General features: G+C 67.6%; 17 protein-coding genes and 3 rRNA genes. 14 read left to right on the top strand and 6 right to left on the bottom strand.

Features of this window, described 5'->3' with window-relative positions; all coding sequences use genetic code 11:
- The first annotated feature begins 57 nt into the window (after positions 1–57).
- From tig to OHB44_RS27440, 5 genes are all read left to right on the top strand, one after another.
- The gene (tig, locus tag OHB44_RS27460; protein ID WP_145789660.1) at positions 58–1,404 is read left to right on the top strand and encodes a trigger factor; all 1,347 of its coding nucleotides are present in this window, start codon (positions 58–60) and stop codon (positions 1,402–1,404) included.
- A gap of 218 nt (positions 1,405–1,622) precedes the next feature.
- Positions 1,623–2,264 (top strand): ATP-dependent Clp protease proteolytic subunit, encoded by a 642-nt coding sequence (locus OHB44_RS27455; protein ID WP_007464111.1) that lies wholly within the window; start codon positions 1,623–1,625, stop codon positions 2,262–2,264.
- A 10-nt stretch (positions 2,265–2,274) separates the two neighbouring features.
- Complete coding sequence (locus OHB44_RS27450; RefSeq protein ID WP_030333536.1) at positions 2,275–2,937, top strand: ATP-dependent Clp protease proteolytic subunit; 663 nt, start codon at positions 2,275–2,277, stop codon at positions 2,935–2,937.
- A gap of 209 nt (positions 2,938–3,146) precedes the next feature.
- The gene (clpX, locus tag OHB44_RS27445) at positions 3,147–4,442 is read left to right on the top strand and encodes an ATP-dependent Clp protease ATP-binding subunit ClpX (protein ID WP_112676080.1); all 1,296 of its coding nucleotides are present in this window, start codon (positions 3,147–3,149) and stop codon (positions 4,440–4,442) included.
- Between the two features lie 139 nt (positions 4,443–4,581).
- On the top strand, positions 4,582–5,379 hold the full coding sequence (locus OHB44_RS27440; RefSeq protein WP_330438745.1) for a carbon-nitrogen hydrolase family protein: 798 nt from the start codon (positions 4,582–4,584) through the stop codon (positions 5,377–5,379).
- Positions 5,380–5,382: 3 nt separating this feature from the next.
- On the opposite strand, the gene OHB44_RS27435 is transcribed toward OHB44_RS27440, so the two are convergent.
- Positions 5,383–5,607: a hypothetical protein gene (locus tag OHB44_RS27435; RefSeq protein WP_112584164.1), complete on the bottom strand. Its 225-nt coding sequence runs from the start codon at positions 5,605–5,607 to the stop codon at positions 5,383–5,385.
- Positions 5,608–6,338: 731 nt separating this feature from the next.
- Here OHB44_RS27435 and OHB44_RS27430 point away from each other — a divergent pair.
- The 3 genes from OHB44_RS27430 to rrf all read left to right on the top strand — a co-directional run bounded on the left by OHB44_RS27430 (position 6,339) and on the right by rrf (position 11,546).
- Positions 6,339–7,853: ribosomal RNA gene (locus OHB44_RS27430) — 16S ribosomal RNA — on the top strand.
- Between the two features lie 382 nt (positions 7,854–8,235).
- A 23S ribosomal RNA gene (locus tag OHB44_RS27425) occupies positions 8,236–11,344 on the top strand.
- An 85-nt stretch (positions 11,345–11,429) separates the two neighbouring features.
- Positions 11,430–11,546, top strand: a 5S ribosomal RNA gene (rrf, locus tag OHB44_RS27420).
- Together the 16S, 23S and 5S rRNA genes form the textbook arrangement of a ribosomal RNA operon.
- Before the next feature lie 221 nt (positions 11,547–11,767).
- Here rrf and OHB44_RS27415 read toward each other — a convergent pair.
- Positions 11,768–12,454 (bottom strand): hypothetical protein, encoded by a 687-nt coding sequence (locus OHB44_RS27415; RefSeq protein WP_330438734.1) that lies wholly within the window; start codon positions 12,452–12,454, stop codon positions 11,768–11,770.
- Positions 12,455–12,523: 69 nt separating this feature from the next.
- On the opposite strand from OHB44_RS27415, the gene OHB44_RS27410 reads away from it, so the two are divergent.
- From OHB44_RS27410 to OHB44_RS27400, 3 genes are read left to right on the top strand one after another with little or no spacing between them, the layout of a single operon-like run.
- Entirely contained in the window at positions 12,524–15,142 is a 2,619-nt protein-coding gene (locus OHB44_RS27410; RefSeq protein ID WP_330438732.1) for a valine--tRNA ligase, read from the top strand.
- On the top strand, positions 15,139–16,473 hold the full coding sequence (locus tag OHB44_RS27405) for a bifunctional folylpolyglutamate synthase/dihydrofolate synthase (protein WP_238685132.1): 1,335 nt from the start codon (positions 15,139–15,141) through the stop codon (positions 16,471–16,473). Before OHB44_RS27410 ends, OHB44_RS27405 begins: the two co-directional genes overlap by 4 nt.
- A complete protein-coding gene (locus tag OHB44_RS27400; protein WP_330438728.1) occupies positions 16,470–16,907 on the top strand; it encodes a DUF4233 domain-containing protein in 438 nt (145 codons plus the stop codon). The genes OHB44_RS27405 and OHB44_RS27400 overlap by 4 nt, the downstream gene beginning before the upstream one ends.
- A 38-nt stretch (positions 16,908–16,945) precedes the next feature.
- On the opposite strand, the gene OHB44_RS27395 is transcribed toward OHB44_RS27400, so the two are convergent.
- Positions 16,946–18,445, bottom strand: a complete 1,500-nt coding sequence (locus OHB44_RS27395; protein WP_330438727.1) for a VOC family protein — start codon at positions 18,443–18,445, stop codon at positions 16,946–16,948.
- A gap of 141 nt (positions 18,446–18,586) precedes the next feature.
- Between OHB44_RS27395 and ndk the strand changes: the two genes are divergently transcribed.
- The gene (gene ndk / locus OHB44_RS27390) at positions 18,587–19,012 is read left to right on the top strand and encodes a nucleoside-diphosphate kinase (RefSeq protein WP_088949743.1); all 426 of its coding nucleotides are present in this window, start codon (positions 18,587–18,589) and stop codon (positions 19,010–19,012) included.
- A 36-nt stretch (positions 19,013–19,048) separates the two neighbouring features.
- Here ndk and sigJ read toward each other — a convergent pair whose 3' ends face one another.
- Together sigJ and OHB44_RS27380 are read right to left on the bottom strand one after the other, a co-directional pair.
- On the bottom strand, positions 19,049–19,927 hold the full coding sequence (sigJ, locus tag OHB44_RS27385) for an RNA polymerase sigma factor SigJ (protein WP_330438718.1): 879 nt from the start codon (positions 19,925–19,927) through the stop codon (positions 19,049–19,051).
- The gene (locus OHB44_RS27380; protein WP_274531189.1) at positions 19,924–20,355 is read right to left on the bottom strand and encodes a carboxymuconolactone decarboxylase family protein; all 432 of its coding nucleotides are present in this window, start codon (positions 20,353–20,355) and stop codon (positions 19,924–19,926) included. Before OHB44_RS27380 ends, sigJ begins: the two co-directional genes overlap by 4 nt.
- 439 nt (positions 20,356–20,794) lie before the next feature.
- On the opposite strand from OHB44_RS27380, the gene ileS reads away from it, so the two are divergent.
- Both ileS and OHB44_RS27370 read left to right on the top strand, forming a co-directional pair.
- Entirely contained in the window at positions 20,795–23,989 is a 3,195-nt protein-coding gene (ileS, locus tag OHB44_RS27375; protein WP_330438715.1) for an isoleucine--tRNA ligase, read from the top strand.
- A 105-nt stretch (positions 23,990–24,094) separates the two neighbouring features.
- Positions 24,095–24,784 (top strand): lysophospholipid acyltransferase family protein, encoded by a 690-nt coding sequence (locus OHB44_RS27370; RefSeq protein ID WP_238685126.1) that lies wholly within the window; start codon positions 24,095–24,097, stop codon positions 24,782–24,784.
- Positions 24,785–25,034: 250 nt separating this feature from the next.
- Here OHB44_RS27370 and OHB44_RS27365 read toward each other — a convergent pair whose 3' ends face one another.
- Entirely contained in the window at positions 25,035–26,072 is a 1,038-nt protein-coding gene (locus OHB44_RS27365) for a hypothetical protein (protein WP_330438713.1), read from the bottom strand.
- Positions 26,073–26,315: the final 243 nt, after the last annotated feature.

Here is a 26,315-nt window from a genome sequence, read left to right as displayed (position 1 = left end):
CACTCGATGGGCTGAATCACGCCCAGACTCAACTGAGATCCGTCAAGGAGTACGCCTGTGAAGAGCACCGTCGAGACTCTGAGCCCGACGCGCGTGCGGCTCGCCATCGAGGTGCCGTTCGTCGAGCTCGAGCCGAGCCTCAAGAAGGCGTACCGGGAGATCGGTTCGCAGGTCCAGGTTCCGGGCTTCCGCCGGGGCAAGGTGCCGACCGCGGTGATCGACCAGCGGGTGGGCCGGGGCACCGTCCTCAACGAGGCGGTCCAGGAGGCCATCCCGGAGAACATCCTCGCCGCGGTGCGTGAGCACGACCTGAAGACGCTGGGGCGCCCGGAGGTCGAGATCACCGAGTTCAACGACGGTGATTCGCTGAACTTCACGGCCGAGGTCGACGTCCGCCCGGAGATCACCATCCCGGACGCGAGCACCATCGAGGTGACGGTCGACGAGCTGCAGATCGACGAGAGCGAGATCGACGAGCAGGTGAAGAACCTGCGGGAGCGTTTCGCGACCCTCAAGACCGTCGAGCGGGCCGCCGCCGAGGGCGACTACGTCCAGATCGACCTGAACGCCACCGTCGACGGCGAGGACGTGCCGGGCGGCCAGGCGAGCAACATCTCCCACGAGGTGGGCAGCAAGCAGCTCCTGCCGGGCCTGGACGAGGCAGTGGTCGGCCTCGCCGCCGGTGACGACACCACCTTCACCACCCAGCTGGTCGGCGGCGACTTCGCCGGTCGGGACGCCGACGTGGCGGTGACCGTGCGCACGGTCAAGGAGAAGGAGCTGCCGGAGCTGAACGACGAGTTCGCCCAGATGGCGAGCGAGTTCGACACGATCGAGGAGCTGCGCGGCGACCTGCGGTCCCGGGTCACCCAGGGCAAGCAGGTCGAGCAGATCTACGCCGCTCGGGACAAGGCGCTGGCCCAGCTCGTCGAGGCCGCCGACATTCCGGCCCCGGAGGGTGTCGTCCGCGAGGAGGTCGAGAGCCGCAAGCAGGCGATGGTCGACCAGCTGGAGCGGATCGGCGCCTCGATGGAGGAGTACCTCGCTGCCGAGGACAAGACCGAGGAGCAGATCGACGCCGAGCTGACCGAGGCGGCGACCGAGGGCGTCAAGGTCCAGCTCCTGCTGGACACGCTCGCCGACGCGGAGGACGTGCAGGTCTCCGACGACGAGTTCGGGCACGAGATCGTGCACCGGGCGCAGCGTGCCGGGATGGCCCCGCAGCAGTACTACGACCAGCTGGTGCGCTCCGGCGCGGCCGCCGCGGTCTTCGGCGACGTGCGGCGGGGCAAGGCGCTCGCGGCCGTCATGGAGAAGATCACGATCAAGGACTCGGCCGGCAACGGGATCACCCTCGACGCGCTCCGCGCCGCCAACGAGGCGGAGCACAACCACGACCACTGATCGTCGGGTGCGGCCGCCGTCCGCCGCTGAGCGGCGGACGGCGGCCGTTTCCTTTCCGGGTACGCCCGGGCGGCAAGCACTGCCGGGTACGCCCGGAAGCCCGCGCCGCGGGTACCCGACACAGCTGCGCTGAGAGCGAACACTGCCCCGACCGGGACTCTGCCGCCTCGCACAGCGGTTAGTGTCGGGAAAGACGGTACGGAGAGCGAAGGGCTGCCATGACCGACATGCACATCCCCAAGAAGTCGCTCCGGGCGATTGACGCGCGCGGTGGCGACTCCATTGGCAACCTCGACGACTCGGTCTACAACCGGTTGCTCAAGGAACGCATCATCTTCCTGGGCAGTGAGGTGACCGACCAGGTCGCCAACCGCATCTGCGCGCAGCTGCTGCTGCTCGCCGCGGAGGACCCGGACCGCGACATCAACCTGTGGATCAACTCGCCGGGTGGCTCGGTCTACTCCGGCATGGCGATCTACGACACCATGCAGTTCATCGACAACGACGTGTCGACCGTGGCGATGGGCATGGCTGCCTCGATGGGTCAGCTGCTGCTCTGCGCGGGCACCAAGGGCAAGCGGTACGCCCTGCCCCACGCACGGATCATGATGCACCAGCCGTCCGGTGGTCTGGGCGGCACGGCGTCCGACATCGCCATCCAGGCGGAGCAGATGCTCTACACGAAGCGGATGTTCCAGGAGCGGGTCGCGCACCACACCGGCCAGAGCCAGTCGCAGATCGAGGCCGACTCGGACCGGGACCGTTGGTTCACCGCCCAGGAGGCCATGGACTACGGCTTCATCGACAAGGTGATCATCGGGGCCGCACAGGTTCCGGATGGCGCCGGGACCCTGAGCTGAGGAGCTGACGATGACCGATCTGAGCCTGCCGCCCCAGTTCGCGGCCGTGCACAACCGCTACGTGCTGCCGTCGTTCGTCGAGCGCACGTCGTACGGGGTCAAGGAGTCGAACCCGTACAACAAGCTCTTCGAGGACCGGATCATCTTCCTCGGCGTCCAGGTGGACGACGCGTCGGCCAACGACGTGATGGCCCAGCTGCTGACGCTCGAGGGCACCGACCCGGACCGCGACATCATCATGTACATCAACTCGCCGGGTGGTTCGTTCACCGCCATGACGGCGATCTACGACACCATGCAGTACGTCCGTCCGGACATCTCGACGGTCTGCCTCGGGCAGGCGGCGAGCGCGGCGGCGGTGCTGCTCTCGGCGGGCACTCCGGGTAAGCGGATGGCCCTGCCGAACTCGCGGATCATCATCCACCAGCCGGCCACCGAGGGCGGCTACGGGCAGGGCTCGGACATCGAGATCCAGGCCCGGGAGATCCTGCGGATGCGTACGCAGCTGGAGGACATGCTGTCCCGCCACTGCAACCGCCCGATCGAGCAGGTTCGCAAGGACATCGACCGCGACAAGATCATGACGGCCGAGGAGTCCAAGGAGTACGGGCTGGTCGACACGATCCTGACCAGCCGCAAGAAGGGTCTGCTGGCGGCCAACGCCGCCCGCTGAGCTGTACCGGGTCAGAGGTTGGCCGGGGCTCCGTTCCCGGCCGACCTCTGACACACCCGTTTTGGGGGTCGGAGAATGCCCCGCCAGCGGGTAACGTCGGGTCCGTACCGCTTCGCCGGTTGGGCCGGCGGCGCGAACTAAGCCGGGCGGCGCGCAACGTCCGCAGGTCAGGGCCGGGTCTCCGGCCGATGAGTGCAGGGAGAACGTAGGTGGCACGGATCGGTGACGGCGGCGACCTACTGAAATGCTCCTTCTGCGGCAAGTCGCAGAAGCAGGTCAAGAAGCTCATCGCGGGCCCAGGGGTCTACATCTGCGACGAGTGCATCGATCTCTGCAACGAGATCATCGAAGAGGAGCTGGCCGAGTCCGGCGAGGTGAAGTGGGAAGAGCTTCCCAAGCCGATGGAGATCTGCCAGTTCCTCGACACCTACGTCGTGGGTCAGGATCAGGCAAAGAAGGCGCTCGCCGTAGCGGTCTACAACCACTACAAGCGGATTCAGGCCGAGGCGGCTGGCGCGCCGGGCTCCGGCAGTGACGCCGTCGAGCTGGCCAAGTCCAACATCCTGCTGCTCGGTCCGACGGGGTGCGGCAAGACCCACCTGGCGCAGACCCTCGCCCGGATGTTGAACGTCCCGTTCGCCATCGCCGACGCCACAGCGCTGACCGAGGCGGGCTACGTGGGCGAGGACGTCGAGAACATCCTCCTCAAGCTGATCCAGGCCGCCGACTACGACATCAAGCGCGCCGAGACCGGCATCATCTACATCGACGAGGTCGACAAGATCGCCCGCAAGTCGGAGAACCCGTCGATCACCCGGGACGTCTCCGGTGAGGGTGTGCAGCAGGCCCTGCTCAAGATGCTCGAGGGCACTGTGGCAAACGTGCCGCCGCAGGGTGGCCGTAAGCACCCACATCAGGAGTTCATCCAGATCGACACCACGAACGTGTTGTTCATCTGTGGTGGGGCGTTCGCCGGCCTCGACCAGATCATCGAGTCCCGCACCGGGCAGGGCGGCACCGGCTTCGGCGCCCGACTCCGGTCGGTCTCGGACCGGTCGACCGACGACATCTTCAGCCAGGTCATGCCGGAAGACATGCTCAAGTTCGGGCTGATCCCCGAGTTCGTCGGCCGGCTGCCGGTGATCACCAACGTCCGCAGCCTGGACCGCAGCGCCCTCGTTCGGATCCTCACCGAGCCGCGCAACGCCCTGGTCCGGCAATACCAGCGCCTGTTCGAGCTGGACGGTGTCGAGCTCGAGTTCGACGAGCCGGCGCTGGAAGCGATCGCCGATCAGGCGATGCTGCGGGGCACGGGTGCCCGTGGTCTGCGGGCCATCATCGAGGAGGTCCTGCTCTCCGCGATGTACGAGGTGCCGAGCAACCCCGACGCCGCCCGCGTGCTGATCACCCGCGAGGTTGTCCTGGAGAACGTCAACCCGACGATCGTGCCGCGTGAGTTCACCGGGCGCCGGGCTCGGCGCGACCGCGAAGAGAAGTCCGCCTGATCCTTCCCGTGTCACGCCGGTCGTTCGATCCTGAGCGGCCGGCGTGATCGTGTTCGGCGCCGTTTGCCAGTGACCACCCACCCGTGCCGGTCAGACTGTGACGCTGTCCGTCAGAGCCCTCCAGCCGTACCCTTTGCTCATGCGTGTCGCCGTCTGCCAGCTGAACGCCCGGGACGACCGTAAGGCCAATCTGGCGGCCGCGGAGGCCCTACTGGAGCGCGCCGCCGCCGGCGGCGCGGATCTCGCCGTCCTTCCGGAGTACGTCGACTACCTGGGTCCTGCCGCTGGGCTGCCCGAACCGGAGCCGGTCGACGGTGAGGTGGGCAGCTTCTTCGCCGGCGTCGCGCGGCGGCTCGGGATCTGGCTGGTGGCCGGCTCGTTCCACGAGGCCGGCCCGGACCCGGACCACACCTGGAACACCTCGCTGGTCTTCGACCGTTCCGGCAGCCTGGCCGCGAGCTATCGCAAGATCCACTTGTACGACGTGGAGATCCCCGGTCGGGTCTCCTACCGGGAGTCGGCGAGTGTCGCGCCCGGGGTCCAGCCGGTGGTGGTCGACGTCGAGGGGCTGCGGGTCGGCTTGTCGATCTGCTACGACCTGCGCTTCCCGGAGCTGTACCGGCTGCTCGCCGCCGATGGCGGCGCTCAGCTGTTTGTGGTTCCGGCGGCGTTCATGATGCACACCGGCCGGGATCACTGGGAGATCCTGCTGCGGGCCAGGGCCATCGAGAACCAGTGTTTCGTGGCGGCGGCGGGTCAGACCGGCGACCACGAGCCAGGTCGCACCTGCTTTGGGCGCAGCATGGTGGTCGACCCGTGGGGCACGGTCATCGGCCAGGTGCCGGACGGCCCGGGGCTCTCCGTCGTCGACCTGGACCTGGAGCGGCTCGACACGATCCGCGCCGAGCTGCCCAGCCTGGCCAACCGCCGGCTCTGAACCTCAGCCCTCCAGCAGGACGCCGATGACCGCGAACCCGGCGATGGCCGCCGCGGTGACCAGCAGCGCCGTGGTCATCCGGGACCTGCCCCGTCGGGCCAGTCGTCCCACCGAGAGCACAAGTACGACCAGCACTACCGCGCCGATCACCACCTGCCAGAACGGCCCGATGAGGCCGAGTAGCGCCTCCTCGGCGAACACCCTGGCACCGTGCCCGGACTCATCCATGACTGACACTCTGGCACGTCGAGGCGGCCCGCGTCCTCGGCTGCGCCGGGGAGTCGACGCGCTCGCGTCCTCGGCTGCGCCGGCGACCGGTAGGCGCTGTTCACCCGAACCAGTGATGAACCCTGATTTGCCTTCTCCGGGCCGTCCGCGTAACTTTCTCTCTGCACGGGGGAGTCCGGACAAACCGGCCGAGAACGGGCGCCAGGCTCGTGGCGGGAACGCCGAGCGAGACTGAGGATCGGGCGGTGCGGAACACTCCGGAAACGGGGTTGCGAACGCGAAGCCGACCGGGTAGAGTTTCGGAGCCGGCAGGAGCCGGGCGGAGAGCCGCGAAGCGGTGATCGGCCGGTCTGCGGCTTCCCACGACAGTAACGAACGTCGGTAACGACGTGCGTCATCGTGGACTCGAGCAAGCAAGACTATCCGCGTTATCGGGTTGAAGCATGACGAACCGCGAAATATCGGTTTGACACGGCGGAAACGAGCGGGTAACGTAGTAAAAGTGCCTGGCGCTGAAAGCGCCGGGGATGTAGAGCGGGAAATACCCCGGTTGGGGTTCCACTGAGGTGGGGCTTCTGGTCGGTGTGTGGTTGTTCTTTGAGAACTCAACAGGGTGCTTGTAAAGCCAGTGCCAATTATGATTTATACCCCGGACTGGTCAGTTTTTGCTGGCTGGTTGGGATTCCTTTGGCAACATTTGTTTGTTGTCAGGATGCTGTTCAACTAATTTTTTGTTGGAGAGTTTGATCCTGGCTCAGGACGAACGCTGGCGGCGTGCTTAACACATGCAAGTCGAGCGGAAAGGCCCTTCGGGGTACTCGAGCGGCGAACGGGTGAGTAACACGTGAGCAACCTGCCCCAAGCTTTGGGATAACCCTCGGAAACGGGGGCTAATACCGAATATTACTTCTGGCCGCATGGCTGGTGGTGGAAAGTTTTTCGGCTTGGGATGGGCTCGCGGCCTATCAGCTTGTTGGTGGGGTGATGGCCTACCAAGGCGACGACGGGTAGCCGGCCTGAGAGGGCGACCGGCCACACTGGGACTGAGACACGGCCCAGACTCCTACGGGAGGCAGCAGTGGGGAATATTGCACAATGGGCGGAAGCCTGATGCAGCGACGCCGCGTGAGGGATGACGGCCTTCGGGTTGTAAACCTCTTTCAGCAGGGACGAAGCGAGAGTGACGGTACCTGCAGAAGAAGCACCGGCCAACTACGTGCCAGCAGCCGCGGTAAGACGTAGGGTGCGAGCGTTGTCCGGATTTATTGGGCGTAAAGAGCTCGTAGGCGGCTTGTCGCGTCGACCGTGAAAACTTGGGGCTCAACCCCAAGCCTGCGGTCGATACGGGCAGGCTAGAGTTCGGTAGGGGAGACTGGAATTCCTGGTGTAGCGGTGAAATGCGCAGATATCAGGAGGAACACCGGTGGCGAAGGCGGGTCTCTGGGCCGATACTGACGCTGAGGAGCGAAAGCGTGGGGAGCGAACAGGATTAGATACCCTGGTAGTCCACGCTGTAAACGTTGGGCGCTAGGTGTGGGGGGCCTCTCCGGTTCCCTGTGCCGCAGCTAACGCATTAAGCGCCCCGCCTGGGGAGTACGGCCGCAAGGCTAAAACTCAAAGGAATTGACGGGGGCCCGCACAAGCGGCGGAGCATGCGGATTAATTCGATGCAACGCGAAGAACCTTACCTGGGTTTGACATGGCCGCAAAACTCACAGAGATGTGAGGTCCTTCGGGGGCGGTCACAGGTGGTGCATGGCTGTCGTCAGCTCGTGTCGTGAGATGTTGGGTTAAGTCCCGCAACGAGCGCAACCCTCGTTCGATGTTGCCAGCGCGTTATGGCGGGGACTCATCGAAGACTGCCGGGGTCAACTCGGAGGAAGGTGGGGATGACGTCAAGTCATCATGCCCCTTATGTCCAGGGCTTCACGCATGCTACAATGGCCGGTACAATGGGCTGCGATACCGCGAGGTGGAGCGAATCCCAAAAAGCCGGTCTCAGTTCGGATCGGGGTCTGCAACTCGACCCCGTGAAGTCGGAGTCGCTAGTAATCGCAGATCAGCAACGCTGCGGTGAATACGTTCCCGGGCCTTGTACACACCGCCCGTCACGTCACGAAAGTCGGCAACACCCGAAGCCGGTGGCCCAACCCTTGTGGAGGGAGCCGTCGAAGGTGGGGCTGGCGATTGGGACGAAGTCGTAACAAGGTAGCCGTACCGGAAGGTGCGGCTGGATCACCTCCTTTCTAAGGAGCACCTTCACCCGAAAGGGTGCAAGGAGCCCGCGGCCCACGAATGTTGGGTCGGGGTGCTCAGATGGCGGAGACACTGGCAAGTTTTGCCCTGGCAACGGCCGGCGGCGCCTAGTACAGCTACTTCGGTGGTGGGAACGGTGGCTTCTGGTGCGGCTGGGGGAGAATGTGAGCACCCTGTTGGGTCCTGAAGGAACAACCTCTGGTTGTTGTTTCAGAGACGCGCCGGCCTCCTGTGTGGGGGCTGGAAGTCTGCCAGGCATGGCCTGGCCCCACATACCGTTGGTCCTGAGAGGGGCTGGGTTTGGTGTGGGGCGGATCGGGTTGTGGGTTGGTCGTTTGTTGAGAATTGCACAGTGGACGCGAGCATCTTTGTGGTCAAGTTGTCAAGGGCGAACGGTGAATGCCTTGGCACCAGGAGCCGATGAAGGACGTGGGAGGCCGCGATAGGCCTGGGGGAGCTGTCAACCAAGCTGTGATCCCAGGGTGTCCGAATGGGGAAACCTGGCACCAGTCATGTGGTGTCACCCACACCTGAACACATAGGGTGTGTGGAGGGAACGCGGGGAAGTGAAACATCTCAGTACCCGTAGGAAGAGAAAACAATTTAGTGATTCCGTGAGTAGTGGCGAGCGAAAGCGGATCGAGGCTAAACCGGCTGCGTGTGATACCTGTCAGGGGTTGCGTGGTCGGGGTTGTGGGACCCTGCTGAACAAGCTGACACTTGTTCGAGAAGTTACAAAGTCAGTGGCTAGTCGAACAGTCTGGAATGGCTGACCGTAGACGGTGAGAGTCCGGTAGGTGAAAGTTGCTGACCTTCTGTGGGTGTTCCCGAGTAGCGGCGGACCCCTGAAATCTGCCGTGAATCTGCCAGGACCACCTGGTAAGCCTAAATACTTCCTGGTGACCGATAGCGGACAAGTACCGTGAGGGAATGGTGAAAAGTACCCCGGGAGGGGAGTGAAATAGTACCTGAAACCGTTCGCCTACAATCCGTCGGAGCCTTGCGGGGTGACGGCGTGCCTTTTGAAGAATGAGCCTGCGAGTTAGTGGCATGTGGCGAGGTTAACCCGTGTGGGGGAGCCGTAGCGAAAGCGAGTCTGAATAGGGCGATTCAGTCGCGTGTCCTAGACCCGAAGCGGAGTGATCTAGCCATGGGCAGGCTGAAGCGCGGGTAAGACCGCGTGGAGGGCCGAACCCACCAATGTTGAAAAATTGGGGGATGACCTGTGGTTAGGGGTGAAAGGCCAATCAAACTCCGTGATAGCTGGTTCTCCCCGAAATGCATTTAGGTGCAGCGTCGCGTGTTTCTTGCCGGAGGTAGAGCACTGGATGGTCTAGGGGGCCCACAAGCTTACCGAAATCAGCCAAACTCCGAATGCCGGTAAGTGAGAGCGCGGCAGTGAGACTGCGGGGGATAAGCTTCGTAGTCGAGAGGGAAACAGCCCAGATCACCAGCTAAGGCCCCTAAGCGTGTGCTAAGTGGAAAAGGATGTGGGGTCGCATAGACAACCAGGAGGTTGGCTTAGAAGCAGCCACCCTTTAAAGAGTGCGTAATAGCTCACTGGTCAAGTGGTTCCGCGCCGACAATGTAGCGGGGCTCAAGCACACCGCCGAAGCTGTGGCATTCACATTTTATCCTCGCTTGGACTTGATTCCTTGTGCAGGTGTGTGGATGGGTAGGGGAGCGTCGTGCCGCGAGTGAAGCAGCGGGGTGACCCAGTTGTGGACGCGGCACGAGTGAGAATGCAGGCATGAGTAGCGAAAGAAGGGTGAGAAACCCTTCCGCCGGATGACCAAGGGTTCCAGGGCCAGGCTAATCCGCCCTGGGTGAGTCGGGACCTAAGGCGAGGCCGAGAGGCGTAGTCGATGGACAACGGGTTGATATTCCCGTACCCGCGAAAGAGCGTCCCTGATGAACCTCGTTGTGCTAACCACCCGAACTTGGTGAGGTCTTCGGACTGAGCTGAGGGAGCGTGGGAACCTGATGGGTAGTAGTCAAGCGATGGGGTGACGCAGGAAGGTAGCTGAGCCCGGCCGGTGGTTGTGCCGGGGTAAGCGTGTAGGCCGTGTTGTAGGCAAATCCGCAACACATGAAGGCTGAGACGTGATGCCGAGCCGATTCAGGTGAAGTCAGTGATCCTATGCTGCCGAGAAAAGCCTCTAGCGAGTTCTTAGCGGCCCGTACCCCAAACCGACACAGGTGGTCAGGTAGAGAATACCGAGGCGATCGGGCGAACTGTGGTTAAGGAACTCGGCAAATTGCCCCCGTAACTTAGGGAGAAGGGGGGCCGGAGACGTGAAGCCCCGCGCGGGTGGAGCGTTGTATGGCCGCAGAGAGCAGGGGGAAGCGACTGTTTACTAAAAACACAGGTCCATGCGAAGAAGTAATTCGATGTATATGGACTGACGCCTGCCCGGTGCTGGAACGTTAAGGGGACCTGTTAGCTCTTCGGGGCGAAGCGGAGAACTTAAGCGCCAGTAAACGGCGGTGGTAACTATAACCATCCTAAGGTAGCGAAATTCCTTGTCGGGTAAGTTCCGACCTGCACGAATGGCGTAACGACTTCCCCACTGTCTCAACCACAGGCCCGGCGAAATTGCAGTACGAGTAAAGATGCTCGTTACGCGCGGCAGGACGGAAAGACCCCGGGACCTTTACTATAGCTTGACATTGGTACTCGAATTAGCTTGTGTAGGATAGGTGGGAGCCGGTGAAGTCCATACGCCAGTATGGGTGGAGGCAATCTTGAAATACCACTCTGGTTGATTTGGGTATCTAACTTCGGACCGTTATCCGGTTCAGGGACAGTGTCTGGTGGGTAGTTTAACTGGGGCGGTTGCCTCCTAAAAGGTAACGGAGGCGCCCAAAGGTTCCCTCAGCCTGGTTGGCAATCAGGTGTTGAGTGCAAGTACACAAGGGAGCTTGACTGTGAGACTGACAGGTCGAGCAGGGACGAAAGTCGGGACTAGTGATCCGGCACTTGCGAGTGGAAGCGGTGTCGCTCAACGGATAAAAGGTACCCCGGGGATAACAGGCTGATCTTCCCCAAGAGTCCATATCGACGGGATGGTTTGGCACCTCGATGTCGGCTCGTCGCATCCTGGGGCTGTAGCAGGTCCCAAGGGTTGGGCTGTTCGCCCATTAAAGCGGTACGCGAGCTGGGTTTAGAACGTCGTGAGACAGTTCGGTCCCTATCCGCCGTGCGCGTAGGATACTTGAGAAGGGCTGTCCCTAGTACGAGAGGACCGGGACGGACGAACCTCTGGTGTGCCAGTTGTCCTGCCAAGGGCACGGCTGGTTAGCTACGTTCGGAAGGGATAACCGCTGAAAGCATCTAAGCGGGAAGCCTGCTTCAAGATGAGGTATCCCACCCACTTTGTGGGGTAAGGCCCCCAGCTAGACGACTGGGTTGATAGGCCGGAAATGTAAGCCCGGTAACGGGTTCAGTTGACCGGTACTAATAGGCCGAGGACTTGACTACTAAGCTGCTACGCGTCCACTGTGCAACTCTGAACAAGCGAACACCCGTGAGTGTGTGCCGGGGTTGTTTGATATGTTCATAGAGTTACGGCGGTCATGGCGGAGGGGAAACGCCCGGTTACATTCCGAACCCGGAAGCTAAGCCCTCCAGCGCCGATGGTACTGCACTCGTGAGGGTGTGGGAGAGTAGGACGCCGCCGGACAATCTTCCAGATAAGGCCACCCCTAACGGGGTGGCCTTATCTGCGTTTCCCCTTTCCCGCTTTTTCCCGCGTGGTTGATCGGCCAGGGCTCCCCGAATGACCGGTGAGGCCGGGTCTGGAGTCCGAGCCGCCCCTGAGGCAGGCAAGGTCACGCTCGATCCTGGTTGTCGTGGCCTCTCCTGCGTTGGGACACCACTACATCCAGGATGTTGCACGATCTTTTAGTCTCGGGTCTGCATACCGTCGCGGAGGTTGCGCAGCAGGCCGCCGGCGTCGCTGACCGACCGGCCCGGGAACATCGCCATGACCACGCTGCCGTGGTCGGCCCAGCCGCACACCGCGAAGTCCCCGCCCTCGCCGCTGGTGCTGCCACACTTCAGCACCCCGCCGAGATCACCCGCGGGCCGCTCCCGCAGACCGTTGACCGCGCCGGTCTCGTCCGACATCAGGCGGAAGAGGCTGTCGAGGTCCCGTTCGGGCTGCCAGAGCAGGGTGGTGCCCCCGAAGATGAGCACCGAGCGCTTGTCGTCGGCCGGGTCGCGGTAGACAGTGCCGAAACTGCTGTCCAGTTCGATGTTCGCCGCCAGGCCGCTGCGCAGATAGTCGGCAGTGCTCTTGGCCCGCTCGCTGTCGTCGCGGGTCAGACCCGCCACCCGATCGGGTGAGGCCAGTTGGGTGTCCTTCTCCTGCGCCACCCGCCACCCACCGACACCGAGCACGCCGGCACCGGCGAGACCGACCACCAGTGCGACCGTCCAACCGATCTTGCGGCGGCGTGACCAGCCGCCGGACCGCTCGTCGGGGTCGCCTCCGGTGTCCCGGGTGCTCAGCTGGATCGGCTCTTCGGTCAGCTCGACCGGCTCGCGGCCGCCGTCGCGCGACCGCTCGGTGAGATGTGCGTCGGACATAGCCGACACCGTACGCGAACGGCAGGTGGCGCACGTCAGGTCTGCGGAAGCCCTCCGTAGACTTGTCCGGTGACCGAGAGACTGGATGCCCGACGCCCCGACGCCCCGACCCTTGCCGGCCAGTACCAGCCCGGTGAGGTAGAGCAGCGACGGTACGAGCAGTGGGTAGCCGGCGGGCACTTCCGGGCCTCCGCCGACAGCGACAAGCCCCCCTTCACCATCGTCATCCCGCCGCCGAACGTCACCGGCTCCCTGCACATGGGCCACGCGTTCGAGCACACGCTGATGGACGCGTTGACCCGGCGTAAGCGGATGCAGGGCTTCGAGGCGCTCTGGCTGCCGGGCATGGACCACGCCGGCATCGCCACCCAGAACCTGGTCGAGCGTCAGCTCGCCGCCGAAGGGCTGTCCCGGCACGATCTCGGCCGGGAGAAGTTCGTCGAGCGGGTCTGGCAGTGGAAGGCCGAGTCCGGTGGCGCCATCCTCGGCCAGATGCGCCGCCTCGGCGACTCCGTCGACTGGGACCGCGAGCGCTTCACCATGGACGCGGGGCTGACCCGCGCCGTCCAGACGATCTTCAAGAAGCTCTTCGACGACGGCCTGATCTACCGGGCCAACCGGATCATCAACTGGTGTCCGCGTTGCCTCACGGCGCTCTCCGACATCGAGGTCGAGCACACCGACGACGACGGCGAGCTGATCTCGATCCGCTACAGCGACGAGGTCGTGGTGGCCACCACCCGGGCCGAGACGATGCTCGGCGACACCGCGGTGGCGGTGCACCCCGACGACGAGCGCTACCAGCACCTGATCGGCACCGAGGTCGAGCTGCCGTTGACCGGCCGCCGGATCCCGATCGTCGCCGATGCGCACGTCGACCCGTCCTTCGGCACCGGCATGGTCAAGGTGACGCCGGCCCACGACCCTAACGACTTCGAGATCGGCCAGCGGCACGACCTGCCCGCGCTGACCGTGATGGACGAGCGCGGTGTGATCACCGTGCCCGGCCCGTTCGAGGGGTTGGACCGGTTCGAGGCGCGACCGGCGATCGTGGCAGCGCTGCGGGAGCAGGGCCTGATCGTCGCCGAGAAGCGCCCGTACGTGCACGCGGTCGGGCACTGCTCGCGGTGCAAGACCACAGTCGAGCCGCGGCTGTCGCTGCAGTGGTTCGTCAACACCGCCCCGCTGGCCCAGGCCGCGGGCGACGCGGTGCGCGACGGTCGGGTGCGCATCGAGCCGGCCGAGCTGGCCAAGCGCTACTTCGCCTGGGTCGACAACATGCACGACTGGTGCATCTCCCGCCAGCTGTGGTGGGGGCACCGCATCCCGGTCTGGTACGGCCCGGCGGGCGAGATCGTCTGCGTCGGCCCCGACGAGGCGCCGCCGACCGGCGAGGGTTGGCACCAGGACGAGGACGTCCTGGACACCTGGTTCTCCAGCGGCCTGTGGCCGTTCTCCACACTGGGCTGGCCCGAGCAGACCCCGGATCTGGCGAAGTTCTACCCGACCAGCGTGCTGGTCACCGGGTACGACATCCTGTTCTTCTGGGTCGCCCGGATGATGATGTTCGGCCTCTACGCGATGGACGGCCGGCCGCCCTTCGACGTGGTCGCGCTGCACGGCATGGTCCGTGACCAGTTCGGCAAGAAGATGTCGAAGTCCTTCGGCAACGTGGTCGACCCGCTGGACTGGATCGACCGGTACGGCGCCGACGCCACCCGGTTCACCCTGGCGCGGGGCGCGAACCCCGGCCAGGACGTCCCGGTCAGCGAGGAGTGGTGTCAGGGCTCCCGCAACTTCTGCAACAAGCTCTGGAACGCCACCCGGTTCGCCCTGATGAACGGCGCGCACACCACTGGCGACCTGCCCCCCACCGAGCAGCTCTCCACCGTCGACAGGTGGATCCTGTCCCGGTTGGCGCACGTCACCGCCGAGGTCGACGAGCAGTTCGAGGCGTACGAGTTCGCCAAGGTGTGCGACCTGCTGTACCACTTCGCCTGGGACGACGTCTGTGACTGGTACGTCGAGCTGAGCAAGCCGGTGCTCGCCGAGGGCGGCGAGCGCGCGGAGGCCAGCCGTCGCGTGCTCGGGCACGTGCTCGACCAGCTGCTGCGGCTGCTGCACCCGGTCATCCCGTTCGTCACCGAGGAGCTGTGGCTCGCGCTGACCGGCGGCGAGACGGTGCAGGCCGCCGCCTGGCCGGTGGCCGACCGGTCGCTGGTCGACGACGCCGCCGAGGCCGAGCTGGTCGGCGTGCAGCGGGTGGTCACCGAGATCCGCCGGTTCCGTTCCGACCAGGGGCTGCGCCCCACGCAGCGGGTGGCTGCCCGCCTGGACGGGCTGTCCGGCGCGGGTATCGCTGCCCACGAGCCGCTGATCCGTTCGCTGGTCCGGTTGGATCCGGCCGGTGACGACTTCCAGGCCAGCGCCACGTTGGCCATGCCCGGCGCCGTCGGTGTCGCGTTGGACACCCGGGGGTCGATCGACGTGGGCGCCGAGCGGGCCCGGCTGACGAAGGACCGCGCGGCAGCCGAGAAGGAGGTCGCGCAGGCCCGGGCGAAGCTCGACAACCCTGCCTTCATCGGCAAGGCCCCCGAGCCGGTGGTCGCGAAGATCCGCGACCGGCTCGCCACCGCCGAGGCCGACCTGGTCCGGATCGACGCTGCTCTGGAGACACTGCCCTCGTGACCGACCGTAACGAATTCGCCGCCGTCGAGGCCGAGCTGAACGCCCGTGGCTTCACCCGCATGGTCTTCGAGCTGGACCGGATCGAGTCGCTGCTCGACCTGCTCGGCAGCCCGCAGCGGGCGTACCCGACGATCCACCTGACCGGCACCAACGGCAAGACCTCCACGGCGCGGATGATCGACTCGCTGCTGCGGGCGCACGGGCTGCACACCGGGCGGTACACCAGCCCGCACCTGGAGACCGTCCGGGAGCGGATCAGCCTGGACGGGGAGCCGGTCAGCGAGGAACGGTTCGCGTCGGTGTACCGGGAGATCAAACCGCTGGCCGAGCTGGTCGACGCGCGGTCGGACGAGCCGCTGACGTACTTCGACATGACCACCGCGCTGGCGTTCGCCACCTTCGCCGACGCGCCTGTCGACATCGCGGTGGTGGAGGTGGGCCTCGGCGGGGCCGAGGACGCCACGAACGTCCTCCAGGCCGGGGTCTGCGTGATCACCCCGATCGGGCTGGACCACACCGAGTGGCTCGGTGACACGCTCCAGGACATCGCGCTGGCCAAGGCCGGCATCATCCACCCGGGGGCCACAGTGATCTCGGCGGCCCAGGAGGAGGAGGCCGCCGGTCCCCTCCTCGAACGCTGCGCCGAGGTCGGGGCCACCATCGCCCGGGAGGGCGGCGAGTTCGGCGTGCTGGGTCGGGCGGTCGCCGTCGGCGGTCAGGTGCTCACCCTCCAGGGGCTGGGTGGCGTGTACGACGACGTGTTCATTCCGCTGCACGGTGCCCACCAGGCGCAGAACGCGGCAATGGCGCTCGCCGCCGTGGAGGCGTTCCTGGGTGCGGGGGCTCGACGTCAGCTGGACATCGAGGCGGTCCGGGAGGGCTTCGCGTCGACCAGCTCCCCGGGTCGGCTGGAGCGGGTCCGTAACGCCCCGACCATCCTGCTGGACGGTGCGCACAACCCGCACGGCATGAAGGCCACAGTCACCGCGCTCCAGGAGGAGTTCGCGTTCAGCAAGCTGGTGGCCGTGATCGGCGTACTGGCCGACAAGGACGCGGAAGCGCTGCTGGAGTTGCTGGAGCCGGTGGTCGACCAGGTGGTGGTCACCCGCAACACCTCGCCACGGGCGATGCCGACGGAGGAACTCGCCGCGCTGGCCGCCGAGATCTTCGGCGAGGAGCGGGTGGCCTCGGCCGAGGAGATGCCGGACGCCATCGAGCTGGCGGTGGCGATGGCCGAGGAGGACGTCCCCGGTGAGCTGAGCGGGGTCGGGGTGCTGGTCACGGGGTCCGTGGTGACTGTCGCCGACGCGCGTCGGCTGCTGAAGCGATGACCAGCCCGGAGCGGGACCCGCACCCCACCGAGGACCCGACCGGCGTGCCGGTCGAGCAGCCGGTGGGGGAGGAGGAGCCCACGGCCGGGCAGCCGCGACGCTCCGGGTTGCGCAACCCGGAGCGGGCGGTACGCGGTCTCGGTGCTGGCACGCTCAGCCTGGAGGCGCTGGTGCTGCTGCTGGCGATCCAGCCGATCCGGGTGGTCGGCGGTGACCTCGGCGGCGCCGCGATCGGTGCGGTGGTGGCACTGGCGGTGGCAGCAGTGGTGCTCGCCGGCATGATGCGTCGCCAGTGGGCCTGGAACGCCGGCACCGTGCTCCAGGGCCTGCTGTTGCTGGGTGGACTGCTGCACTGGTCGCTGCTCGGGCTGGGCATCATCTTCGCCCTGGTCTGGGCGTACGCGTTGCACGTTCGCCGCGTCATTCTCGGCTGACGCCGGACCCGGCTGGCGCCGTCCGAAGGCGGGCCGGGTCAGGCGTCGGCGCGTTCGCGCCACTGGGTGAGCGCGACGCCGTGGCCATCCGGGTCGCGGAAGGCCGCCGCCCACCCCTCGAGCTTGGTGCCCCTGTTGACCACCCGGGGCGCGTACGTGAACCGGACGCCCGACCCGCGCAACCGCTCGTACGCCGCCTCGATGTCGCTCACCTCAAGGTTGACGTGCACGAGTCGACGGCTGATGGGCGCCGCCCCGGTCACCTCGCGCAGGACGATCCGGGTCGACCCGGAGGCCAGGACGGCGTTGTGGGCACCCTGGTCGACCTCGCTGAAGCCGAGCACGTCACGGTAGAAACGGAGCGACCGGGGCAGGTCGGTGACCAGCAGGGTGAGACCCACCCCGCTGATCGGCGCGGCCGGGTCCGCGGCCGAGCCGGCGTCGAACCCGAAGATCGCCTGGTCCAGCTCCTCGTCGGTCGCTGTCGTGCGTGCGGCCCCGGCCGGGGAGGGATCGTCCAGCGGAAGATCGAGCGGGTCCAGCGGGTCGGCCGCGCCAGGGCCGGACCGCTGCGCGGGCGGCGGGTCGAAGCGTTGCGCGTCGGGCTGGTCGAAGCGCTGCGCGCCGGGTGGTTCGACGGGGTCCTCGGCCGGCGCGGCGGTCGTGCCACCCGCCTCCGAAGCGTCGAACCGGTCGGCGGCGGGCTCGTCGAAGCGCTCCTCGGCGGGCGGGCGCGGCGCCGGAGTGGTCGCCCGTCGGGGCAGCCCACCGGACTGGGGCTCGACGACGACGCCCTCCAACACCATCGGACCACCCGGGCTCTGGTGAATCACCACGGGCTCGCGCTCCTCGGGCATGACGCCCGGGTCGTCGCGCGGGAGGTCGTCGCGCGAAGGGTCGGTGCGCAGCGGGTCACCGAGCGGGTCGCGGAACGGGTCACCGACCGGGTCCCGGAACGGGTCACCGGCCGGGTCGCGGAAGTCGTCGCGGAAGTCGTCGTCGGGTGCGCGGTCGGCCCACGGCGGCGCGTCCTGCTGGATCAACAGCTCGTCCATCGCCTCCGCGTCGGCGAACTCCGGCGGAAGATCGGCGACGGCAGCGGCGGTCTCGGCATGGGTCGGCACCTCGTCCCAGAGGACCTTGACGTGCCGCTGGTCGTCCAACGCGACCCGGATCGGCAGGGTCTGGCCCAGCGACGGCCACTTGGAGACCGGCACCCTCGGCTCAATGATCTTCTTGGACCGCGGCGGCAGACCAGGGGCGTCAATCACCAGTTGCAGTTCGCAGCGGCCGAACGCGTACTGGGTGGGTGGTTCGGAGGCGCTGTGCACGTGCCCGACGCCGACGACCCACGTGCGCCCGCCGCCGCGTACGGTCGCCAGCGCGATCGCCAGCACCAGCAGGGCGACCCCGAGGGCCACGATGGCCCAACTCGTCATGCCGAGCCCGAACAGGACGACGAACGTGGCCACGGTGCCCAGCACCGCGCCGATCAGCTTGCGTACCGGCGCGATGGGTCGGTTCCCGCCATTCGCCACAGTGGACCTCCCGGGGTCAGGACCAGGCTAGGCCGGATCGGCCACCGGGGGAAAGACCGGCCGCCGCGCCGGTGCCGGGACCGGGTCGCTAGGCTGACCGTACCGATCCCAAGCGTTCAGCGCGTACAGGAGGAACCCAGCGTGTCCAGCAACAGCCCGGATGAGCGCAGCCTCGTTCTGATCAAGCCCGACGCGGTCCGCCGCGGCCTGGTCGGCGAGGTCCTCTCCCGCTTCGAGCGCAAGGGGCTGCGGATCGACGCGATGGCGCACCGGACGATGGATGCCGCGCTCGCCGACGAGCACTACGCCGAGCACGTCGACAAGGCGTTCTACCCGCCGCTGAAGGACTTCATGACCGGCGGCCCGCTGGTCGCCCTGGTGCTCTCCGGCGACCAGGTCATCGACGTGGTCCGCGGGCTGGTCGGCGCCACCGACGGACGCAAGGCCGCCGCCGGCACCATCCGGGGTGACCTGTCGCTGTCCAACCGGGAGAACCTGGTGCACGCCTCCGACTCGACGGACAGCGCCAAGCGCGAGATCGCGCTCTGGTTCCCCGAGCTGGGCTGACGCCCACCGGCCGGGATCGACCGACGACGCCCGGGTTCATTCGATCGCCGGCACCTTCGCCGGGTTGCCGACCACGTAGATCCCGGTGATCTGTCCGTCGGCCGCGGCGATGGTCAGCGTGTACCGACTGCCGTCCGCGCGGGTGATCAACATCGCCGGTTCGCCGTTGAGCTCGACCGGATCCATTCCCACTCGGTGACGCGGACCGTAGACCCCTGCGTAGAACCGGGCGATCCGGTCCGCGCCGGTGACCGGGTTGAGGGCGGCCCGCGCCCGACCGCCGCCGTCGTTCCACGCTGTGGCGTCGGCGGCCACCAGGTCGGTGAGCCTCGCCAGGTCACCGTCGCGGGCGGCGGCGAGGAACGCGTCCAGCAGCCGCTCCCGCTCCGGACGGCTGGCGGTGAACCGACGCTGCTCCTGCCGTACCCGCGCGGTCGCCCGATGGTGCAGCTGCCGGCAGTCGGCGACGGACCGGTCCAGGATCTCGGCGATCTCCGCGTACGGCAGGTCGAAGGCCGTGTGCAGGACGTACACCGCCCGCTCCGGCGGGGTGAGTCGCTCCAGGACGTGCAGCAACGCGGTGGAGAGCGAGTCGCGTAGCTCCACCCGGTCCAGTGGCCCGAACGGCGAGGGCGCGGTCGGCACCGGCTCGGGCAGCCACGTCCCGACGTACGTCTCGCGGGCCGCCTGCCGGGCCCGCAGCCGGTCCAGGGCCAGCCGGGTGACCACCCGGGACAGGTACCGGCGTGGCTCCTCGACCCGGGTCCGGTCCACACCCAGCCAGCGCAGGTACGCCTCCTGGAGCACGTCCTCCGCGTCGTGCCGGCTGCCGAGCAGGCGGTACGCGAGCCCAAGCAGCATGGGCCGGTGCGCCTCAAGCGCACCGGCCGCCTGCGCTGCCGCCTCGGTGGTCACGCCTGGGCCGGAGGCTCCAGCCGCATCGTCACCCCGATCCGATTCCACACGTTGATTGTGGCGATCGCGATGACGAGGTCGGCCAGTTCCTTCTCCGACCAGACCTTCGCGGCGTCATCCCACACCTCGTCCGGCACCCCGTGCTCGCCGAGCCGGGTGACCGCGTCGGTGAGTGCCAGCGCGGCTCGCTCCCGCTCGTCGAAGAAGGGTGCCTCCCGCCAGGTGGCGACAGCGAACAGCCGCCGGCTCGACTCGCCGTCGGCGAGCGCGTCCCGGCTGTGCATGTCCACGCAGTACGCGCACCCGTTGATCATCGACGCCCGCAGCTTCACCAGCTCCAGCACTGTGCGGTCGACGTTCGTCTGGACGTACTTCTCCAACCCCAAGACGGCCTTGTACGCCTGCGGTGCGACCTCGGCCGGGTTCATCCGTTGCACGACTACCTCCTGATCGGTCCGACGCCATGACGACGGGTGGGCCGGGGTGTGTCGTGACAACCGGGGCTGTGATCCCGCTCATGCCGGCGAGGTGGCGAGAGCGGTCGGCGGGGCTGGTCAGGCGGCTCTCCCGCCCCCGGGCGGGTTCGCCGTTAGTCGACGGCATGGCGGTGGGCGCGTCGAGTATCGTTGGACCCCGTAAGGCGATGACCCGGCCATCACCGGTGAGCCTCCGGAAGAACAGCCGGGCAACCGGCCCAGTAGAACCGGACGGGTGCGGCCCGTCACAGCCGACAATGAGCGGGCGGTCGATCCTGACCGCCAAGCGGGGTGGTACCGCGGGCCACCCGGGAGCGCCGTTCCAGGCGTACCCGGAGGTTCGTCCTCGCAGACCCACGTTGAGTGAGCTGCATGAGGAGAGCGACCCCCGATGGCCTATCCGTTGCACGACCCGACCGCCGCCGGTGTCCCGGCGAGCCCGGACCTGCCCGCGGTCGAGCGCCGGGTGCTGGAGCACTGGACGGCCGACAAGACCTTCGAAGCCAGCGTCGAGGCCCGCCCCGCCGGCACGGACGGCAAGAACGAGTACGTCTTCTACGACGGCCCGCCGTTCGCCAACGGCCTGCCGCACTACGGTCACCTCTTCACCGGCTACGTGAAGGACGTGGTGCCGCGCTACCAGACGATGCGCGGGCGGCACGTCGAGCGGCGCTTCGGCTGGGACTGCCACGGCCTGCCCGCCGAGGTGGTGGCCGAGAAGCAGCTCGGCATCACCAGCAAGGCGGAGATCATCGACCTGGGCGTGGACCGGTTCAACGAGGCCTGCCGCGCCTCGGTGCTGGAGTTCACCCAGGACTGGGAGCGGTACATCAACCGGCAGGCCCGCTGGGTCGACTTCACCAACGACTACAAGACCCTCGACCTGGACTACATGGAAAGCGTCATGTGGGCCTTCAAGACCCTGCACGACAAGGGTCTGATCTACGAGGGCTTCCGGGTGCTGGCGTACTGCTGGCGCTGTGAGACGCCGTTGTCGAACACCGAGACCCGGATGGACGACGTCTACCGGGACCGGCACGACCCCACCCTGTCGGTGTGGTTCGAGCTGACCGCCGACGAGTCCGCGCCGGAGCTGGTGCGCGGGCCGGTCAAGCTGGGCGTCTGGACCACCACGCCGTGGACCCTGCCGTCGAACCTGGCGCTCGCCGTCGGGCCCGACATCGAGTACGCGGTGCTCGAACGCGACGGCGACCGTTACCTGGTGGGGGCGGCGCGGCTGGCCGCGTACGCCAAGGAGCTGGAGGGCTACGAGCAGGTCGGCACCGTGTACGGCCGGGACCTGGCCGGACGCCGCTACACGCCGCTGTTCGACTTCCTCGTCGAGCAGGCCGGGGCGAACGCCTACCAGGTGCTCGGCGCGGAGTTCGTCACCACCGAGGACGGCACCGGGATCGTGCACCTGGCCCCGGCCTTCGGTGAGGACGACCAGAACGTCTGCAACGCCGCAGGCATCCCCACCATCGTCACCGTGGACGACCACACCCGGTTCACCGCGCTGGTCCCGCCGTACCAGGGTGAGCAGGTCTTCGACGTCAACAAGCCGGTGATCCGGGAACTGAAGGACCGGGGGGTGGTGCTCAAGCAGGACACCTACACCCACTCGTACCCGCACTGCTGGCGTTGCGACACCCCGCTGGTCTACAAGGCGGTGTCGTCGTGGTTCGTCGCGGTGACGCAGTTCCGGGACCGGATGGTCGAGCTGAACCAGGAGATCAACTGGACGCCCGGCCACATCAAGGACGGCTCGTTCGGCAAGTGGCTGGCCAACGCCCGGGACTGGTCGATCAGCCGGAACCGGTTCTGGGGCTCGCCGATCCCGGCGTGGAAGTCCGACGACCCGAACTACCCGCGCCTGGACGTCTACGGTTCGCTGGCCGACATCGAGCGGGACTTCGGCGTACGACTGACCGACCTGCACCGGCCGGCGGTGGACGACCTGGTCCGCCCCAACCCGGACGACCCGACCGGTCAGTCGATGATGCGCCGGGTGCCGGAGGTGCTGGACTGCTGGTTCGAGTCCGGGTCCATGCCGTTCGCCCAGGTGCACTACCCGTTCGAGAACGCCGACTGGTTCGAGCACCACTACCCGGGTGACTTCATCGTCGAGTACATCGGGCAGACCCGCGGCTGGTTCTACACGATGCACGTGCTGGCCACCGCGCTGTTCGACCGGCCGGCGTTCCGCAACTGCCTGAGCCACGGCATCCTGCTCGGCTCGGACGGGCGCAAGATGTCCAAGAGCCTGCGCAACTACCCGGACGTTTACCACGTCTTCGACGCGTACGGCTCGGACGCCATGCGCTGGATGCTGATGTCCTCGCCGGTGCTGCGCGGTGGGGACATGGCGGTCACCGAGGCGGGCATCCGCGACGCCGTCCGGCAGGTGCTGCTGCCGCTGTGGAACGTGTGGTATTTCTTCACGCTCTACGCCAACGCCGACGGGTACCAGGCGCGGCGGCGTACCGACTCCACCCACCTGCTCGACAGGTACGTGCTGGCGAAGACGAACGAGCTGGTGTCCACTGTCGGCGCGCAGATGGACGCGTACGACATCTCCGGTGCCTGCGCCACCGTCCGGTCCTACCTGGACGCGTTGACCAACTGGTACGTGCGCCGGTCCCGGGACCGGTTCTGGTCCGGTGACGCCAACGCCTTCGACACCCTGTCGACGGTGCTGGAGACCCTCTGCCGGGTGGTGGCGCCGCTCGCGCCGCTGACCGCGGAGGAAATCTGGCGTGGCCTGACCGGGGAGCGTTCGGTGCATCTGACCGACTGGCCGGAGGCGAGCGAGTTCCCGGCCGACCACGACCTGGTCGCCGCGATGGACAACGTGCGGGCGGTCGCCTCGGCGGCGCTGTCGCTGCGCAAGGCCAAGGGGCTGCGGGTGCGACTGCCGCTGTCGAAGCTGACAGTGGCCTCGCCGGCCGCGGAGCAACTGCGGCCGTTCGCCGACCTGGTCGCCGACGAGGTCAACGTGAAGACCGTGGAGTTCAGCGCGGAGCTGTCCGCGTACTGCGAGCAGGTGTTGACTGTGGTCCCCCGGGCGCTCGGCCCACGGGTCGGCAAGCAGGTGCAGCAGGTGATCAAGGCGGTCAAGGCGGGCGAGTGGGAGCTGGTCGACGGTGCCCCGGTGGCCGCCGGCGTCACCCTCGCCGAGGGTGAGTACGAGTTGCGCCTGGTCGCCGCCGACGCCGAGCATTCCGCGCCGCTGCCCGGCGGCGAGGGCGTGGTGGTGCTGGACACCGACGTCACCCCCGAGTTGGCAGCCGAGGGGCTGGCCCGCGACGTGGTGCGGGTGGTGCAGCAGGCCCGCCGGGACGCCGACCTGGACGTCTCGGACCGGATCGTGGTGTTGGTGTCGGCGTCCGACGAGGTACGCGCGGCGGTGTCCGCGTACGTCGACTTCGTCTCCGCGGAGGTGCTGGCCGACTCGGTGGACTTCGCCGAGGGCCCGGGCGGCTCCGCCGTCGAGGGCCGGAACGGCTCCGCCGTCGAGGGTCTGGAGGGCTTCGCTGGCGAGGTCGGCGATGGTGAGCGGGTAACTGTGGTCGTCCGCCGGGTATAACGGACCAGCGCCAGGGTGCGGGCGCCTCACCACCTCCGTCCGGGAGGTGTGGAGGCGTCCGCTACCGTGACACCGCCTGTTCGCACCTGATCTGCCGGAGGACCAGTGCCCCTGCTCTACACCATCGGCAAGCTCACCGTGGCGCCCACGCTGCGGTTGGCGTTCCGCCCGACCGTGGAGGGGCTGGAACACGTGCCGGAGACCGGTGGCGCTGTCTTCGCCGGCAACCACCTCTCGGTGGCCGACGAGTTGTTCCTCGGCACGGTAGTGCCCCGGCACCTGGCGTTCTGGGCCAAGTCGGAATACTTCAAGGGCGCCGGCGTGAAGGGTGCGATCTCCAAGTTCGTCCTCACCGGCCTGGGTGCGATCCCTGTCGAGCGGGCCGGTGGCCGGGCGGCGCTGTCCGCGTTCGACGCGGCGATCCCGGCGCTCAGGGGCGGTGACCTGGTGGTGGTCTACCCGGAGGGCACCCGCTCGCCGGACGGCAAGCTCTACCGGGGGCGGACCGGCGCGGCCCGGCTGGCGATCTCGGCCGGCGTGCCGATCATCCCGGTCGGCATGATCGGCACGGACAAGGCGCAGCCGATCGGTGCCCGGGTGCCCCGGCCGGGCACTGCCAAGATCACGGTTCGATTCGGCAAGCCGCTGGACTTCACCGGCCGACCGGACGACCGCACCTCGCTGCGGCAGATGACCGACGAGCTGATGAGTGAGATCCAGAAGCTCACCGGCCAGGAGTACGTCCCCCGCTACGCCCCGCCGCGCGCCCACCCGGACCCGACCCGCGAGGCCTGACCCCGCCGGGCGCACCCTGCCTGGCCCGTGGCCTCCTGGCCTCCTGGCCTCCTGGCCTTCCGGTCGCGAAGCACCCGGTCTCAAAGGCGGTATACCTCTGAGTCATAAATATGACTCAGAGGTATACCGCCTTCTGCCTCGTGGCCTCGGTGCGCCGTGACGCTACGTCACGACTGCCGCCGGTGCGCGTGCCGCTTGGGCCGAGCGCCCCGGGTGCGAATCACCGCGCCCCGGTCAGCCGGTGTCCGGCTCAGCCCCGCTCGGGCTGGACGATCTGGGCGCGCAGGGTGCCCAGCAGGTCGGCACTGTCGGCGACGGAGAGTCGGGTGAAGACGCCGGTGGCGATGCTGCCGTGGTCCACCGACGTGCAGACCACCACGGCACTGCCGTCGGCGCTACCCACCGCGCACCGTTCGTGCCTGCCCCGCACGCCGGTGTCCACGCTCTCCGGGGCATCCAACGCGTACCGGTCGGTGAGCCGGCTGATCTCGGCCTCCGCGTCCGACTCCGGGCTCAGCCGAAAACCGGTACCGCCGAAGACGGTCACCCGCTTGCCGTTCGTCGTGGCGTAGACGCCGGCGAACGTGTCCTCGGCCAGCCAGTGCTCCTTGCGTACCTCGTTCTCCAACTTCTGGGCGGCCTCGGTGCTGCGGCTGTCCTGCCGCAGGCTGAGGTCGTCCACCTGGACGGGCAGGGCCGCGCGCGCCGGGTACTGGGCCGAGATCGGGAACCCGTAGTAGGCGGGGCAGCCACAGCAGCAGGCCAGGGTGAGCAGCAGCAGCCACGGCCAGCGGCGTCGTCGGCGGGCCGGCGCCGGCCCGTACCCCTTGGGGGCCTGCCAACCGGGCGGCGTCGGCGGTGGCGCTGCGGATCGCCGACCTCGGCGCTGCTTCGGCACCTTCGGCGGCGCGGGTGGTGCGGGTGGCGACATCGGCCGGGCCGGCACCATGGGTCCGACGGCCCGGGGTGCGCTCGGGGCGGCCGGGTGCGGCACCGGGTGCGACCCGGCCGGGGAAGCGGGCGGCCCGGACCACTGCCGGGTGTCCCGCGACGGGGCCGGAGGAGCGGGCGGCCCGGACCACTGCCGGGTGTCCGGCGGCGTCGGATACGACAGCGTGGGCGGTAGCGGGGGCAGTTCGGCGGAGGGCAGGTCCCAGCCGCCGGTGTCCACGCCGGCCCACGGGTCGACAGGGGTCTGGTGCTCCGGCGGCCCGACGGTCACCGGCGGGGGAGGGGTCGGCTCGGCCGACTCGCCCCAGGCGGTTCGGCGGGGCAGCGGCGGTGGCACCGGGGCCGAACCACTCCACCTGGGCGCCGGGACCTCAGCGGTCGCGGCAGGCTCCGGCTGGTCCGAGGGTTCCGGCTGGTCCGGGGCTTCAGGCAGGTCCGGGGGTTCCTGGTGGTCCGGGGGTTCCGGCTGATCCGAGGGTTCCTGGTGGTCCGTGGGTTCCGGTTGATCCGAGGGTTCCGGCTGGTCCGAGGGTACGGGTGGGGAGGTCGGCTCGTCGGCGACCGCCCGGTCCCGCTCCGG

This window comes from Micromonospora sp. NBC_00821 (assembly GCF_036347035.1).
In the GTDB taxonomy this organism is placed as follows: domain Bacteria; phylum Actinomycetota; class Actinomycetes; order Mycobacteriales; family Micromonosporaceae; genus Micromonospora; species Micromonospora hortensis.
This window is presented reverse-complemented; position numbering and strand designations above follow the sequence as displayed.

What these genes read in the sequence shown, in the direction of transcription:
- OHB44_RS27455 (WP_007464111.1), top strand. Translation starts at nt 1,623, where the DNA reads ATGACCGACATGCACATCCCCAAGAAGTCGCTCCGGGCGATTGACGCG.
- OHB44_RS27450 (WP_030333536.1), top strand. Translation starts at nt 2,275, where the DNA reads ATGACCGATCTGAGCCTGCCGCCCCAGTTCGCGGCCGTGCACAACCGC.
- OHB44_RS27440 (WP_330438745.1), top strand. Translation starts at nt 4,582, where the DNA reads ATGCGTGTCGCCGTCTGCCAGCTGAACGCCCGGGACGACCGTAAGGCC.
- OHB44_RS27435 (WP_112584164.1), bottom strand. Translation starts at nt 5,607, where the DNA reads ATGGATGAGTCCGGGCACGGTGCCAGGGTGTTCGCCGAGGAGGCGCTA.
- OHB44_RS27415 (WP_330438734.1), bottom strand. Translation starts at nt 12,454, where the DNA reads ATGTCCGACGCACATCTCACCGAGCGGTCGCGCGACGGCGGCCGCGAG.
- OHB44_RS27400 (WP_330438728.1), top strand. Translation starts at nt 16,470, where the DNA reads ATGACCAGCCCGGAGCGGGACCCGCACCCCACCGAGGACCCGACCGGC.
- OHB44_RS27380 (WP_274531189.1), bottom strand. Translation starts at nt 20,355, where the DNA reads ATGAACCCGGCCGAGGTCGCACCGCAGGCGTACAAGGCCGTCTTGGGG.
- ileS (WP_330438715.1), top strand. Translation starts at nt 20,795, where the DNA reads ATGGCCTATCCGTTGCACGACCCGACCGCCGCCGGTGTCCCGGCGAGC.